The 13661-nt window shown below is 49.9% G+C and carries 16 protein-coding genes; 4 read left to right on the top strand and 12 right to left on the bottom strand.

Features of this window, described 5'->3' with window-relative positions; all coding sequences use genetic code 11:
• Positions 1-130: 130 nt before the first annotated feature.
• Positions 131-565, bottom strand: a complete 435-nt coding sequence (locus tag ACFORK_RS18710) for a CoA-binding protein (RefSeq protein WP_379201686.1) — start codon at positions 563-565, stop codon at positions 131-133.
• A gap of 82 nt (positions 566-647) precedes the next feature.
• Complete coding sequence (gene aroA / locus ACFORK_RS18705; RefSeq protein WP_379201684.1) at positions 648-1940, bottom strand: 3-phosphoshikimate 1-carboxyvinyltransferase; 1293 nt, start codon at positions 1938-1940, stop codon at positions 648-650.
• Between the two features lie 114 nt (positions 1941-2054).
• On the opposite strand from aroA, the gene ACFORK_RS18700 reads away from it, so the two are divergent.
• On the top strand, positions 2055-2369 hold the full coding sequence (locus ACFORK_RS18700) for a rhodanese-like domain-containing protein (protein WP_379201682.1): 315 nt from the start codon (positions 2055-2057) through the stop codon (positions 2367-2369).
• A gap of 23 nt (positions 2370-2392) precedes the next feature.
• Here ACFORK_RS18700 and ACFORK_RS18695 read toward each other — a convergent pair whose 3' ends face one another.
• From ACFORK_RS18695 to ACFORK_RS18685, 3 genes are all read right to left on the bottom strand, one after another.
• Positions 2393-2899 (bottom strand): shikimate kinase, encoded by a 507-nt coding sequence (locus tag ACFORK_RS18695; RefSeq protein WP_379201680.1) that lies wholly within the window; start codon positions 2897-2899, stop codon positions 2393-2395.
• Between the two features lie 175 nt (positions 2900-3074).
• A complete protein-coding gene (gene gndA / locus ACFORK_RS18690) occupies positions 3075-4490 on the bottom strand; it encodes an NADP-dependent phosphogluconate dehydrogenase (protein ID WP_379201678.1) in 1416 nt (471 codons plus the stop codon).
• Between the two features lie 349 nt (positions 4491-4839).
• Entirely contained in the window at positions 4840-5436 is a 597-nt protein-coding gene (locus tag ACFORK_RS18685) for a hypothetical protein (protein ID WP_379201676.1), read from the bottom strand.
• Between the two features lie 275 nt (positions 5437-5711).
• Here ACFORK_RS18685 and ACFORK_RS18680 point away from each other — a divergent pair, with 275 nt between their 5' ends.
• Positions 5712-6335, top strand: coding sequence for a YktB family protein (locus ACFORK_RS18680; protein ID WP_379201674.1), 624 nt, complete (start codon positions 5712-5714; stop codon positions 6333-6335).
• A gap of 116 nt (positions 6336-6451) precedes the next feature.
• On the opposite strand, the gene ACFORK_RS18675 is transcribed toward ACFORK_RS18680, so the two are convergent.
• Positions 6452-7738, bottom strand: coding sequence for an MFS transporter (locus tag ACFORK_RS18675; protein ID WP_379201672.1), 1287 nt, complete (start codon positions 7736-7738; stop codon positions 6452-6454).
• Positions 7739-7828: 90 nt separating this feature from the next.
• Here ACFORK_RS18675 and ACFORK_RS18670 point away from each other — a divergent pair, with 90 nt between their 5' ends.
• Positions 7829-9304 carry an aminotransferase class I/II-fold pyridoxal phosphate-dependent enzyme gene (locus ACFORK_RS18670; protein WP_379201670.1) on the top strand — a complete coding sequence of 492 codons (1476 nt, stop codon included), beginning with the start codon at positions 7829-7831 and terminating at the stop codon, positions 9302-9304.
• Positions 9305-9428: 124 nt separating this feature from the next.
• Here ACFORK_RS18670 and ACFORK_RS18665 read toward each other — a convergent pair whose 3' ends face one another.
• Both ACFORK_RS18665 and ACFORK_RS18660 read right to left on the bottom strand, forming a co-directional pair.
• Positions 9429-9752 carry a DUF1292 domain-containing protein gene (locus tag ACFORK_RS18665; RefSeq protein WP_379201668.1) on the bottom strand — a complete coding sequence of 108 codons (324 nt, stop codon included), beginning with the start codon at positions 9750-9752 and terminating at the stop codon, positions 9429-9431.
• Between the two features lie 92 nt (positions 9753-9844).
• Positions 9845-10396, bottom strand: a complete 552-nt coding sequence (locus ACFORK_RS18660) for a copper amine oxidase (RefSeq protein WP_379201666.1) — start codon at positions 10394-10396, stop codon at positions 9845-9847.
• Between the two features lie 168 nt (positions 10397-10564).
• Between ACFORK_RS18660 and ACFORK_RS18655 the strand changes: the two genes are divergently transcribed.
• Positions 10565-11302: an MBL fold metallo-hydrolase gene (locus tag ACFORK_RS18655; RefSeq protein WP_379201664.1), complete on the top strand. Its 738-nt coding sequence runs from the start codon at positions 10565-10567 to the stop codon at positions 11300-11302.
• A 79-nt stretch (positions 11303-11381) separates the two neighbouring features.
• Here the strand turns inward: ACFORK_RS18655 and ACFORK_RS18650 are convergent, their stop codons facing one another.
• The 4 genes from ACFORK_RS18650 to ACFORK_RS18635 all read right to left on the bottom strand — a co-directional run bounded on the left by ACFORK_RS18650 (position 11382) and on the right by ACFORK_RS18635 (position 13619).
• Entirely contained in the window at positions 11382-11615 is a 234-nt protein-coding gene (locus ACFORK_RS18650; protein ID WP_175374823.1) for a DUF3892 domain-containing protein, read from the bottom strand.
• A 114-nt stretch (positions 11616-11729) separates the two neighbouring features.
• Positions 11730-12173, bottom strand: coding sequence for a GNAT family N-acetyltransferase (locus ACFORK_RS18645; protein ID WP_379201662.1), 444 nt, complete (start codon positions 12171-12173; stop codon positions 11730-11732).
• A 110-nt stretch (positions 12174-12283) separates the two neighbouring features.
• Complete coding sequence (locus ACFORK_RS18640) at positions 12284-12517, bottom strand: hypothetical protein (protein ID WP_379201660.1); 234 nt, start codon at positions 12515-12517, stop codon at positions 12284-12286.
• Between the two features lie 460 nt (positions 12518-12977).
• Complete coding sequence (locus ACFORK_RS18635) at positions 12978-13619, bottom strand: stalk domain-containing protein (protein WP_379201658.1); 642 nt, start codon at positions 13617-13619, stop codon at positions 12978-12980.
• Between the last annotated feature and the right edge of the window lie 42 nt (positions 13620-13661).

Here is a 13661-nt window from a genome sequence, read left to right as displayed (position 1 = left end):
CATCTATTATACTGAATGTCCGCTGGTTTGTGCATCGTTTATTTATCAAAAACGCCCTTCACCACAAATAACTTGCGGTAGAAGGGCGTTTTAAGCCTAGACAGACTCCAGTTTGAACATGATGCTGTGCTTACACGCGGCTGCGCCCGTGCATCGTAATGGCTTCCTCCACCTTGATACAGCGGTCCATGATAGCCGTCATGCCGTTCGCTGCGGCAATATCCGCCGCTTCTTGATTGATGATGCCTTGCTGCAGCCAGAGCACACGTGCGCCGATGTCTGCAGCCTCCTGCGCGACCTCTGCACAATACTCACTGCGACGGAAGACGTTGACGATATCTACCGGTTCAGGAATCTCCGCCAGCGTGTGGTAACACTTCTCACCAAGGATTTCCCCATCTACTGTAGGATTGACCGGGATAATCCGGTATCCTCTGCTCTGCATCGCCCCTGCTACCATATAGGAAGTGCGATCAGTTTTATCAGACAACCCGACCACTGCAATATTCCCCGCAGATGCCAGAATATCTCCGATCTGCTCCCGGGAAGGATTCTCAAAGCCCATGTTCATATCCCCTTTTCTAAATAAGGTTGATCTCATCATATGGTGCATCATCAAATCTTGGGAAGCGTGGCTCCCTGTCTAGTTATTTTACCCATTCCACATCGGCACCAAGCGCCTTCAGATGGTCAAAATATTGTGGGTACGACTTGGCCACGTGATGCGCATCCTTGATTAGCAGCGGCTGGCGTGCCCGCAAGCCGACAACAGTCAGCGCCATGATCACCCGGTGATCATAGTGAGCGTTGATCGTCACTCCGCCTTCAACCCCGTCCGGTTGTCCGTGTACGATAATCTCGTCGCGGCGCTCCTCAACCTTCGCTCCAGCGCGGGTCAGCTCTGCCAGATAGTCGGTGATCCGGTCGCATTCCTTGTAGCGCAGGTTCTCTACATTGTAGAAGCGTGAAGTCCCCTCCGCAAATACTGCAGCGGCTACCATAGCCAGTACAGCATCCGTCGCCGCATCTCCGTCGAACTCAACAGCCTTCAGAATGCCGTTACCCTGCACATGTACAACGTCATTCTCATGAGTAAGCGGAACTTCCATCATCCGCAATACGTCGACAATTGCTCGCTCTCCCTGCTTACTCTTCTCGGCAAGGCGCTGAATCGTCACATCCGATTTTGTTACTGCCGCAGCAGCAAGTACAGCTGCAGAACCCGGATAGTCTCCTTGCACCGTGTAAGTCTTGGCAGCATACTTTTGGCCGCCTGGCACCTTGAACGACATGTAATCGTCAGCAGCATGCACCACGATTCCCGCCTGCTCCAGAACTTCCAGCGTCTGCCCTACAACCACTTTCGATTTCAGATCATCCAGTACGATAATCTCGCTGTCCTCTTCCAGCAAAGGCGTCAGGAAGAGCAGTGCGCTGAGATACTGGGAGCTGACCGCACCAGAAACGGTGATTTTTCCACCTTTTGGCTTGCCGCCGCGGATGGTGATCGGCAGTTTGCCTTCGTTATGCTCTACCTCTACGCCAATTTGGCCTAGTGCGGTAATGAGATCATCATGCGGGCGCTTGCCCAGAGAATCCGGGTACGTGTTCACGAAGGTAACTTCAGGGCTAAGGGCAGCGACAGCCATTAGGAAGCGCAGTACTGCTCCGGCATTGCCTACATTCAGTTCCTTAACATTGCTCGGGCGTGCACCGAAGCCCTGCACGACAATCTTCTCTTCATCTTCAGTTAGCACTGCGCCTAGATCGGCGATACAGCGGCGGATAGCATCACTGTCCTCACTGTGAGCCGGATGATAGATTGTGCTGGTCCCTTCAGAAAGGGCAGCAACCAGCAGATAACGGGTGGTGTAGTTTTTAGAAGAGAGGGCTCCGATTTCACCTTGCAGGTTTGGCGTGGGTCTGACAATAACGTCCATAGTAATTAGCGCTCCTTTTTGTATAAATAAGTCGGGTGTATGGCTCCGTTTGACACGGTATTCCATGCTTGTGTTATCATTAAACCATTCTTCTGACGAAAAGAGGTCACAACCATGAACCCTATTCCCCAAATTACAGCACAGGAATTACGGCACCGTCTAGCCACTGGCGAAGACCTTGTCCTTATCGACGTGCGCGAAGATGATGAGGTTGCCTTCGGCATGATAGATGGCGCACAACATATCCCAATGGGTGAGATCCCGCAGCGGACAGAGGAAATTCCCGCCGATGCTGAGGTCGTCTTCATTTGCCGTTCCGGTGCCCGCAGCCAACGTGTCTGCGAATACCTGCAGCAGCAATTCGGTTATAACTCGATTGCCAACCTGAGCGGTGGCATGATTGATTGGAATGAAACTGCGGAGGGCTAAGCCTCGCCAATATACTTAAAAGCTCAACCGCGGTGATGCATTAAAATATGCTGAGACACTTCTACAGCAGTAAGCCCCGTTGTATCGACCGTGCAATGCGCGAAACGGTAAGCATTACGGCGCTCTTCCATGATGCGTGCGATCCGTTCTTTCGCGTTGCCGGCGAGCAGCGGACGATCATGATTTTCACTAGTACGTGCGAAAATCTCTTCCTCTGTGGCGGTCAGCGCCACCACCAGACCGTGCTTCAGCATCAGCTCTGCATTTCCGGGCGCCAGTACAGCACCGCCTCCGGTTGAAATGATCTGTTTCTCCCCTTGCAGCATACGCTCCAGTGTCTGTGATTCAAGCCTTCTGAAGTAGCCTTCGCCATGCTCTGCGAATATCTCTGGAATACTCCGGTCTTCACTCTCGGCAATGACATGGTCGAGGTCGACCAGTTCATAGCCCAGTTCCTCTGCCAAAATAGCTCCAACCGTAGACTTTCCTGTGGCCATCATGCCTACTAGAATAATGTTATTTGAAGTCATTGCGTTCCTCCAAGCCGCGACATTTGTCATATCATAACACAGGGTTAAAAGATTAGACAATCGGCTTTCCTTGGCCTGTCGCCAAGCGGGATATCATGTTTGTTTAAAAAAAGCCCGGAAGGTTCCCCTTGTTGCAGGGCCTTCCGGGCCGCCCGTTACGGCTATTTCAATTGTCTTATTCAGCAGACAACCAGTTGTGGTGGAACACGCCTTCTTTGTCCACACGTTTGAAGGTGTGAGCGCCGAAGTAATCGCGTTGAGCCTGAAGCAGGTTCGCAGGCAGACGCTCTGTACGGTAGCTGTCGTAATAAGCCAGCGCGCTGGAGAAACCAGGAACCGGTACACCTTGAGCAACCGCTGCAGTGATAACTTTACGCCAAGCATCTTGGTAAGTAGTCATGATGTTCTTGAAGAACGGATCAAGCAACAGGTTCTTCAGATCTGGGTTAGTTTGGTAAGCATCAGTGATGTTCTGAAGGAAACGGGAACGGATGATACAACCGCCGCGCCAGATTTTAGCCAGCTCGCCGTATTTCAGATCCCAATTATATTCATCGGAAGCTACACGAAGCTGTGCAAAGCCTTGAGCGTAGGATACGATTTTACTTGCGAACAATGCTTTACGCACGTTTTCAATGAATTCAGCCTTGTCGCCTTCAAATTTCGGAGCATCAGGTCCGCTAAGCACTTTGCTTGCTTCTACGCGCTCGTCCTTCATAGCAGACAAGAAGCGGGAGAATACAGATTCTGTAATCATGGACAATGGTACGCCAAGATCCAAGGAGCTTTGGCTTGTCCATTTACCTGTACCCTTTTGACCAGCAGCGTCAAGAATAACATCCACCATTGGCTTGCCAGTTTCTTCGTCATATTGTGCGAAGATGTCAGTAGTGATCTCGATCAGGTAGCTATCCAGCTCACCGCTATTCCATTCCTTGAAGATGCTGTGCAGTTCTTTAGCATCCAGACCAAGTACGTCTTTGAGCAAATGGTAAGCTTCACCGATCAGCTGCATGTCGCCGTACTCGATACCGTTGTGCACCATTTTCACATAGTGACCAGCACCGTCCGGTCCGATATATGTAGAGCAAGCCTCTCCGTTCACTTTAGCGGAAATAGCTGTCAAGATTGGTTCTACGAGCTTATACGCGCTCTCTTGTCCGCCTGGCATGATGGAAGGTCCTTTAAGTGCGCCCTCTTCACCACCGGATACCCCTGCGCCGATGAAGCGGAAACCTTTCTCTTCCAAATCTTTGCTGCGACGAACAGTGTCAGGGAAGTAAGCATTACCTCCGTCGATGATGATATCGCCTTGGTCAAGATGTGGCAGCAAGGACTCAATTGTCGCATCAGTTGCTTTACCAGCTTGTACCATGATCAAAATTTTGCGCGGCGTTTCCAAGGAAGCTACAAACTCCTCAACGGAGAAGGCACCTGTCAAATTCTTGCCTTCTGCCTCTTTCAGAAGCTCATGAGTCTTCTCCGGCGAACGGTTGAATACCGATACGGAAAAGCCTTTGCTCTCGATGTTTAGAGCCAAGTTCTTACCCATTACCGCCAAGCCAATAACGCCGATTTGTTGTTTTGCCATCTGGTCCTCCACCCTTTGCACCCTATATTTTTGTGAAATCCATTTTCTCGCTGAATCGAGAAGAAACGGCATTGTCTCCCTTTGTAGGTACTGCCTGTCCGTTCCTGTCGAAATATAGACAAGCTTGACTTGCCTATATGTAAGAATACCACCCTTTGCCAGAGACTGCAAAGCACATGGCGAAATAGAGAAGCGTTTTATTCTCTCGCTCTCGGCAGGAATAGATTCACAATGACTATTTTAACGTTTTTACGCACAGAAGTGAACCCCCTGAACGTATAAATTCAGCGCAAACAGAAGACACCCTAAAGCCACAGGGTGCCTCAGCATCTGCTCTTGGCGTCCGCATTCACCATTCCAGCATGTTCAATTCCTTGATCAATAAGGCAAGTTTCTCTTTACACTCGGCAGCCTGTACGGCATCTCCAGCAGCCAGTGCCTCACTCAGCAGGTCCAGCTGCTCGTCAACCTCAATCCGGCAAGAACGAATTCGCTCCTCCCCTTCCACCGAATAGAACAGCTTCGTCAGCTCCTGATCTGACAATAACGGTCCCTTCTGATACAGTACACGCTGCTGATAACCGGAGATTTCCACAAGCCGGATCACTTCGCCAAATAAAATATTCTCAATGATAATCTGCCGGTCGCGGAACCGCTTAACAATGGCGTGGCCCCGCTTGTCGCCGATCAGCTTCTCCATCCACTCGGACAGCCGGGCATCGCGGATCATATAATCTCCGACCAGCTTGTAGCCCTCCTTGATCCGCTGAAAGCGCAGCTTCACCAGCTTGCGTCCTGTACGAACGGATATAACAAAGACATTCTCGTTCTCGCTCCAATACAGGGAATAGCCTTCTTGAATCAAATCCTTAATCAGGTCCTGGATATGCTCTCGTTCAAACCTCAGCTCCAGATTGCAATATTCCACCTCGTCGTTTTTGTTCATGGCACTCCCCCCTAACTGCTTTGCTCCGGCAAAGCCAGCTTCACAAGCCTAAGCCACGTTGATCCGGAAGTAACAATGATCACAGAACCTCCACTGGCGACAAAATGCGTTTTGCGTTACTCTTACTCTTATTTTATACTTCAGTTTATGTAGCGGTAACTTGGTTTATTGACTATTTTTACCCGCAACGGCACTGCTCCAAACGTTTTCGTACAATTATCCCGCAAGTAGGCGGCTTTGGAGCAGGCCGCAAACCGATTACAAGGAGAAACGCCATGCCATTCACCGGATTTACTGAGGAAGACTTTGATGTATTTCATATTCCCGGCCTAGAGCCGCGGATGGACGCTCTGATTGCCCGGGTTCGCCCGAAGCTGACTGACCTGGGCTCCGAACTGGTCCCGGTACTGTCCGCGCTCTGCGGGGAAGAAATGTTCCCCCATGTTGCCAAGCATGCCCGGCGTACCGTCCATGCCCCTAATGACACTTGGGTCGCCTGGGGGCCCAACAAACGCGGATATAAAGCGTTGCCCCATTTCCAGGTAGGAATGTTCCATAGTCATTTGTTCGTAGTCTTCGCCATTATCTATGAAAGCTCCAACAAAACAGTGTTTGCCGAAGCGTTGAACAGACATCGTAAAGCTATCCGCCAGCAGCTGCCCGGCAATTACTTCTGGTCGACAGATCACCTGGATCCACGCGGAACCCTTCAAGCCGAGATGGGGGACAAGCAATATGACGAGCTGGCGCGCAAGCTGAAAGAGGTCAAGAAAGCTGAAGTCACCTGCGGTCTGCGTATTGATCGGGACGATCCTATATTAAGCGACGGAGACAAGCTGCTCCATGTGATTCAGGAGACCTTCGAGACTCTTCTCCCGTTGTATCGCTATTCATTCTAAAAGGCTTTGCAGCTTCATCCGCTTCAATTCCTGTAAAAAGCCGCCTGTTGTACGGAATCCATCCGTGCAACAGGCGGCTTTTGTTATAGTGTCAGCCTGCTTGATGCAGCAACTGCTTAGAGCGCCTGAACCTTCCTGCCCGTTCTACGTACGATAAGTAGGTGCAATCCGAACAGCAGCAGCATCACAAAAGCGCTGACCAGGAAGGGCACCCCGTGACCCACCGCATCCCAGAGCTTACCGGATAGCACCGGGCCAGCGACCATTCCGGAGCCTTGGAGGGTCAGGAACAATCCCCATACCGTTCCGCGTTCTCCCTTTGGCACCTGCTTGGCCAGAAAAGCGTTCCAGGCTGGGAGGATCAGCGCATAGCTGATACCGACCAGTGCCACGGCGCCGAAGACAAAGGGCAACCAGCGTACAAACGAGAACAGTGTCATGGAGAACGCAGCCAATAAGAAGCCAATGTTCAGGAACAGGGAGGTACCGATACGGTCCACAAGACGTCCTGCCGGAATAAGCGTCAGCACCGTGACCCCGCCTCCGGCAATGAGCAGCAGGCTGAACTGATTCGGCGAGACATGCAGCTCTGTGCGTGCGAACAGCGTGACAACCGGTGTCATTAAGCCGATGGCGAACGCCTGCAGAAAGAGCGCCGGGTAGAGCAGCCTGCTCACCTTGAGCGAGGTCTTGAGCTGCGTCAGCGTGCGTTTCAGGCTCTGCAGCGGGTGAGTCTGTTTGGACGATAAGTCTGCGCCGTCCACCGCATTGGCGCCCTTGACAGATGCCGGATGTGCTGGATCGATTCGCTTGGGCAGTAGAAGAGCCACTGCAATGACAGCCACCGCACAGACCAGCAGAACGAAAAAGGTCGTGCGGTAGCTGTAGCCACCATGATCCATGAGAAAGTTCACGGTAATGGGACCAATTCCGGTCCCGGCCAGGGAGGCCATCTCTACTGCGCCCATAGCTGCGCCACTGCTGCCGCTCTGCGTAGAACCGGCCAGCTCCGTTACACCCGTCATCACGCAAGGCCAGAGCGGGGATGTCCCGATCCCCAGAATGAGGCAAGCCAACGACAGCAACGCCGCATTTTTAGCAACGATAATCAAGGTTAAAGCCAGAAGAATCAAGAGCAGCGCGCCAGTCATTGTCCAGCGGTACCCGATTCGTTCCATTACCCAGCCTGAAGGACTGCGGAACAAGTTATCTCCCAAATACTGCAGCGCGAAGGAAAATCCGACAACGGTGACCGACAGTCCCAGAATATGCTCCATATACACAGGGAGCAGGGCAACCAGCAGAGATCCTTTTACAAACTCCACTAAAAAGATGATAACCCACATTTTTACGATAAACGGCGAAGTTAAATTAATATGCATTTGCTGTGCTTTGCCGGACATTCTATCACATCCTAGTATTATGGTCAGTGATTTGTTATACTGATGCTTGCTTGAAAAATTACTCTTCACGAAAGGTTGTGACAGCATTAAATGAATCAACACCGTACTCCCCTCTTCGACGCTCTAACAAAGCATGCCGCCGGCAATCCCGTTCAATTCCATATTCCGGGGCATAAGAAGGGGCAAGGAACCGATGCCGAATTCCGTGAGTTTATCGGCGATAATGCTCTATCCATAGACCTGATCAATATTGCGCCGCTTGATGATCTTCATCAGCCCAAAGGCGTAATAGAGGAAGCTCAGAAGCTGGCTGCGAAAGCTTTCGGCGCTGATTACACGTATTTCAGCGTACAAGGCACGAGCAGCGCTATCATGACGATGATCCTCTCTGTTTGCTCGCCCGGTGATAAAATCATTGTACCGCGCAACATTCATAAGAGTGTTATGTCGGCCATTATTTTTTCCGGAGCCAAGCCTGTGTTCGTCTCTCCTGTTCAGGATGAGAATCTAGGGATAGATCACGGCATAACCACCAGCGCCCTGGAGCGAGCCTTGAAGCGTCACTCGGACGCCAAAGCCGTTCTGGTCATCAATCCGACGTATTTCGGCGTATGCGCCGACCTGCGTTCCATTGTGAATCTGGCCCACAGTCACGGCATTCCCGTACTTGTGGACGAGGCGCATGGAGTACTGATTCATTTTCATGAAGATCTGCCGACATCGGCCATGCAGGCCGGAGCGGATATGGCAGCTACCAGTGTACACAAGCTGGGCGGCTCCATGACCCAAAGCTCGGTATTGAATCTCAATGCGAAGACTGGCCTGATCAACCCGCAGCGGGTACAGACCATTCTCAGCATGCTGACTACGACGTCAACTTCCTACATTTTGCTTGCTTCATTGGACACCTCCAGACGCAATCTCGCCCTGAATGGACATCAGATTGCCGCGGAAGCGATTCGCCTGTCCAACTATGCCCGCGATGCTGTCAACAGCATTGAAGGCCTGTACAGCTTTGGCAAAGAAATTCTCGGGACAGAAGCTACTTTTGACCATGACCCAACCAAATTGAACATTCATGTCCGCCACCTCGGTATCACCGGCTATGAAGCGGAGAACTGGCTGCGTGACAAGTACAAAATCGAAGTCGAGCTGAGCGACATGTATAATATTCTTTGCCTTATTACCCCTGGTGATACCCAAGAATCCGTGGACAAGTTAATTGCTGCCTTGCGGGTATTATCTGCCATTCATTACAGCAAGGGAGAAATATACGAGCTCAAGGTTCAGGTACCAGAGATTCCACAGCTTGCCCTGATTCCAAGAGATGCATTCTACGCCGACACTCAGCTCGTTCCATTCCGGGAATCTGCTGGTTATATTATCGCGGAATTCATCTATGTATACCCGCCGGGTATTCCGATTCTCCTCCCTGGTGAAGTTATTACCCAAGATAACATCGATTATATCATCGACCATGTAGAAATCGGGTTGCCGGTAAAAGGACCTGAGGACCGCACCATCACCAATGTGAAGGTAGTTGTAGAGGCCGATCCGATCTCCTGATCGGCTTTCTCTTCACACCATCGCCAACCATACAAAAACCCGATACTGCAAAGTATCGGGTTTTTGCTTATGAGAGTCAACTTCCAGGAAAATCCCAGAATAGTCCTTTTCTATCACCGAAAATCTATTCTTGCTGGGCGAGCAGCTCGTTGTATGCTTCTTCAACAGCGTTCCATTCAGCTTCATCTTCGATATTGTAAAGCACCATTTCTTCATTCTCTTCTTCCAGACGCAGAATAATGCCGTCCGCCTCAGGGTTTTCGCGTTCCAGCAGCAGCGCGTACAATTTCTCGCCTACGTCGAACGTTTCTACCAGCACCATCTCTACATCTTCGCCCTGCTCGTTCGTCAAGGTCAGCACAAACTCCTCGTGCTCATGGTCGTGATCATGTCCGCAACCGCATGCTTCCCCATGTTCATGGCCATGCTCATGTTTGTGATCGCTCATTGAAATACCTCACTTTGAATTGTATTAGCCTACAGAACGTATCGTAACACGTAGGACAACTTCAGGTCAATTTTGGGAGTGATCCAACTTCACTAATTTAGTGCAGTTATGACTTTCTCCGACACAAGAACGTAATCTCCGTTCTTAGTTGGCCTGATATAGAAGCCTACCCGGTATTTTCCCGTTTCCTTGAAGTCATACGTAATCTCAGAGCTGGAGAACCAGAAGTCCTCTTTCTTCGTTCCTTCCATGTTGCGGGAGTCGATGTCCTTGGTGTTTCCCGAAGGGTCTGTGATCGTCACCTTGACCGAAGAAATCTCGTCTGTTAGACTATCTACCTGCGAGAGCACCTTAAACTTAAGCTTACCCAAATTCACATTGCCGAACACTGTGTCACCCTTGAAGAGGACAATATGCACATTCGGTTTGAGAATGGTTACTTTACCGGAGCCATCCCAGATTACAACTCCGCCTGCCTCCCGAGCAGGAATGTACGTCTTCCCGTCAATCAGATAACCGCCGTCCGTAATTTCTTTTCCGTTGCTCCAGACTCTAATCTTCTGGCTCACCGAATCAGCAAATAATAACGAACCGCCCATCAGGGAAAAGACGAGCACACATAAAGCTATTTTTTTCCATCTCATCGCTAGAAACCCCCAAGTAATTCATACTGTTAATGTATACTAGCTTCCTCCCTGCAAGTTGCGCTCGTGGAAGGAAAAAGTTTCATCCCTGTCCTACAGCATGATAACATCACGCAAACAAACCCATGATATAGTATGTCTATCCCCTTATTATTGGAGGTTCTTCCGATGAGTATAAGCCTGCAGATGCTTGGTACCGGTAGCGCCCTCGCCAAAAACTATTTCAACAACAACGGGCTTCTCCTGGACAAGAATTATACCCTAATGATTGACTGCGGCGTTACGGCCCCTCTGGCGATGCACGAACTAAGCAGATCCTTCCGGGATGTCAATGCCACACTGATTACCCATATCCACGCCGACCATGTCGGTGGACTGGAAGAGCAGGCCCTCACCCTCAAACATAAATACAATCGCAAGATGACCCTCCTTTTGCCGGAAGCCCTGGTAGAGCCCTTGTGGGACCATACGCTGATGGGCGGCATGTATCAACAAGGCGTTGCGTCCTCACTAGAGGATATCTTTGACGTTATACCGCTATCTCCTGGCGTTCCCCATCGTTTGTCGGAAGGTCTTGTCCTGGAACTGCTGCAAACCCCGCATGTGCCAGGCAAAGACAGCTATTCCATGATCGTGAATGGCGATATTTTCTATAGTGCAGATATTATATTTCAACCTGATCTGCTAATTGACCTGGTACGGGAACAGGGTATCCGCCGAATTCTACACGACTGTCAGCTTGGCGGAACTGGACATGTTCACACGACGCTGGAAGAATTGTTATCCTTGCCGGAAGATGTCCGGCGGGTAATCTACCTCATGCACTATGGGGATGAAAAGCCAGATTATGTAGGCCATACCGGAGAGATGGAGTTTCTGGAGCAACATGTGATGTACACCTTATAACTCATGGTCCTATGTATAAATAAAAAGCCGAACAGTAACGTCCTTCGAGAAGACGCCTGTCCGGCCATTAATATCACCGCTAAAATAACGGAAGCTGATCCAGATTATTAGTCGGGTCGCCATCCGCATCTCCGCGGATGTGCAACGCACCGTCCTTGCCTTTGAACACATTGACTCCGGCAATTTTGCCAGCTTGTACTTCCTGCAGTGCCTGCTCGTAATCAAGCACCCGTCCGGAAGAGGTCTGAAAGCTCGTCAGATCCCCGTCCCCGTTCTTCTGGGTCGCTATAAAACGTTCGCGTTCATCGCTGATCGTCACGCAAGATCAACTCCTTGGACATAGATTTGCCATCATCAGGCAACCTTTAGCATGTCCGCAGCTTCATTGGAATATGCGCGTGACTAGAGGGATGCTAGCTACGCGGACCTAGAGTGTTTTTTGCATCCGCACATGCAGAATACCTGCATCGTAGAACGGCTCGGTCGAGATCACTTCATATCCCAGCTTGCGATAGAAATTCTCCGCCTGGCATTGTCCGTCCAGGATGGAGTACTGAAGTCCAAGCTCACGAGCAAGCTCCTCCAGCGCCAGCAGAAGCACCCGTCCATATCCTTTGGAGCGGTAATCTTTCATCACAGCGATTCGCTGCATTTTGGCCGTAGCTTCTTTATAATAAATCAATCGCCCCGTCGCCACCGGAATCCCGTCATCTATCAGCAGAATATGGTGCACATCCGGACTGATCACATCATACTCATCGATCTCCTCTTCCTCCGGTACCTTTTGTTCTTCCACGAACACTTTCTTGCGAATATCAAACCCCTGCCGGAGCTGTTCCTCATTCGTTACACGTACGATTTCTGCCGCCATGACCTTAAAACTCCTCTCTATGTAAAAGACAATAGTCGGTCTATTATACAGAATATACGTTTTTCTGTATAGTTCAGGTCTAGCTGGCAGCACAGGCAACGCGGTATAGGCTAATCGCCCGAATAAACCTCCTGCGGGATTGAGCGATCGTAGACATCTATCAACACCGGTGAAGGCTCCGGGGAGTGATCCAACTCTCCATCCAGCGTAGATAGCTTGTTGACTTCCTGATATTTCAACGTCGGCGCATCCGTACTGCACCCGGTTAATCCAATAAGCACAGCAACGCATAGGCCCAAGCACCACGCTGACAGTCCCCTACGTCGATGAGATTGTGTATTCATAGCCATTCTCCTTTCGCCCTTTTCCTGCAGTTCTTTCTCTACAGTTTTGACGATTCAGAGATTTTTTAAAACAAGGCTCCACCTTCCCAACTAAGAGCATTTTTGTATCTTAATTTTCCCAAAATCATGCTGAAAGGGGTATTGGGGAGGATTTAACATACAATTCTGCACTTAATTCCCACTAACCCTTAGCTGCAGAGTATTTAAGGTACAAAGATGCCGTTAATTACACTTCGGGAATCATTATAATAACCCACTCTGTATAATTGATTAGCTGGTTCAAGTATGCAATATCAATAGAACGTGCTATAACTTCTCGATAGGGAGCAACAAAGACCAGTCACCGTTATGATCTTGCCTAAAATAAAACCCCACCCTCCGCTTGGATTCGGAAAATGGGGTTCAGCTCATATTGCATTTCTTATGTAAATGTATAAGTAAATTTGGATTGAAGTTTCCTTTATCCTTCCGACCATGTAATCGTAATTTCAGTGTATCCTGCTTTAGTTGCAGACAATCCTCCGATGATAGAGACCGGGCTTTTGCCACCCAGCTTACCCGTAATCATCATTGAGCGGTTATCTATAACCTTCGAGGCTTGGGTGATGTTCTTGCCATCGACGTAATCGGTATACTTTTTACCAACAGTTTCAATGCTGTCCTTTGTCAAATAAACCAGTACAGCCTTTTTCTTACCGTCCACCACACTGTCCGTCAAATCCGTAATAATGGCATCCCCGGATATCGGAAAATCTGCAGGTAGATTCTTCGATTTCTTGACACTGTTTGTCGGCGAACCGCCTGTACTTCCCGAGTCACTGCCGATGATCACCTTGTTGGCTACTGCATCATAGGACACGGGAACCCCAAGCGCTCCGGCAATGGCACGTGTCGGCAGGTAAGTCAAACCGTCATACGTGATCGGCGCAAGCTTCTTGCCATTTCCATCTAATGGTACATAAGCATTCCCATTGACCTGAATGGCGATGCCATGATTAAGGAAGGCTTGAATCTGCTGCAGATTGCTGCCAGCATATACGCCTACTGAACCCGTAGCGAGCATGCCGACAACGGCGGAAGCGATACCCCATGTCTTTTTCAACAAAAATCATCTCCAGACGTTAATCATTGGCGAATGTAATCT

Source organism: Paenibacillus sp. GCM10012306 (genome assembly GCF_042649265.1).
Lineage (GTDB): Bacteria > Bacillota > Bacilli > Paenibacillales > Paenibacillaceae > Paenibacillus_AQ.
The sequence above is the reverse complement of the archived record's forward strand: the minus strand, read 5'-3'. Positions and strand labels throughout refer to the sequence as shown.

What these genes read in the sequence shown, in the direction of transcription:
- ACFORK_RS18710 (WP_379201686.1), bottom strand. Translation starts at nt 565, where the DNA reads ATGGGCTTTGAGAATCCTTCCCGGGAGCAGATCGGAGATATTCTGGCA.
- aroA (WP_379201684.1), bottom strand. Translation starts at nt 1,940, where the DNA reads ATGGACGTTATTGTCAGACCCACGCCAAACCTGCAAGGTGAAATCGGA.
- ACFORK_RS18700 (WP_379201682.1), top strand. Translation starts at nt 2,055, where the DNA reads ATGAACCCTATTCCCCAAATTACAGCACAGGAATTACGGCACCGTCTA.
- ACFORK_RS18695 (WP_379201680.1), bottom strand. Translation starts at nt 2,899, where the DNA reads ATGACTTCAAATAACATTATTCTAGTAGGCATGATGGCCACAGGAAAG.
- gndA (WP_379201678.1), bottom strand. Translation starts at nt 4,490, where the DNA reads ATGGCAAAACAACAAATCGGCGTTATTGGCTTGGCGGTAATGGGTAAG.
- ACFORK_RS18685 (WP_379201676.1), bottom strand. Translation starts at nt 5,436, where the DNA reads ATGAACAAAAACGACGAGGTGGAATATTGCAATCTGGAGCTGAGGTTT.
- ACFORK_RS18680 (WP_379201674.1), top strand. Translation starts at nt 5,712, where the DNA reads ATGCCATTCACCGGATTTACTGAGGAAGACTTTGATGTATTTCATATT.
- ACFORK_RS18675 (WP_379201672.1), bottom strand. Translation starts at nt 7,738, where the DNA reads ATGTCCGGCAAAGCACAGCAAATGCATATTAATTTAACTTCGCCGTTT.
- ACFORK_RS18670 (WP_379201670.1), top strand. Translation starts at nt 7,829, where the DNA reads ATGAATCAACACCGTACTCCCCTCTTCGACGCTCTAACAAAGCATGCC.
- ACFORK_RS18665 (WP_379201668.1), bottom strand. Translation starts at nt 9,752, where the DNA reads ATGAGCGATCACAAACATGAGCATGGCCATGAACATGGGGAAGCATGC.
- ACFORK_RS18660 (WP_379201666.1), bottom strand. Translation starts at nt 10,396, where the DNA reads ATGAGATGGAAAAAAATAGCTTTATGTGTGCTCGTCTTTTCCCTGATG.
- ACFORK_RS18655 (WP_379201664.1), top strand. Translation starts at nt 10,565, where the DNA reads ATGAGTATAAGCCTGCAGATGCTTGGTACCGGTAGCGCCCTCGCCAAA.
- ACFORK_RS18645 (WP_379201662.1), bottom strand. Translation starts at nt 12,173, where the DNA reads ATGGCGGCAGAAATCGTACGTGTAACGAATGAGGAACAGCTCCGGCAG.
- ACFORK_RS18640 (WP_379201660.1), bottom strand. Translation starts at nt 12,517, where the DNA reads ATGAATACACAATCTCATCGACGTAGGGGACTGTCAGCGTGGTGCTTG.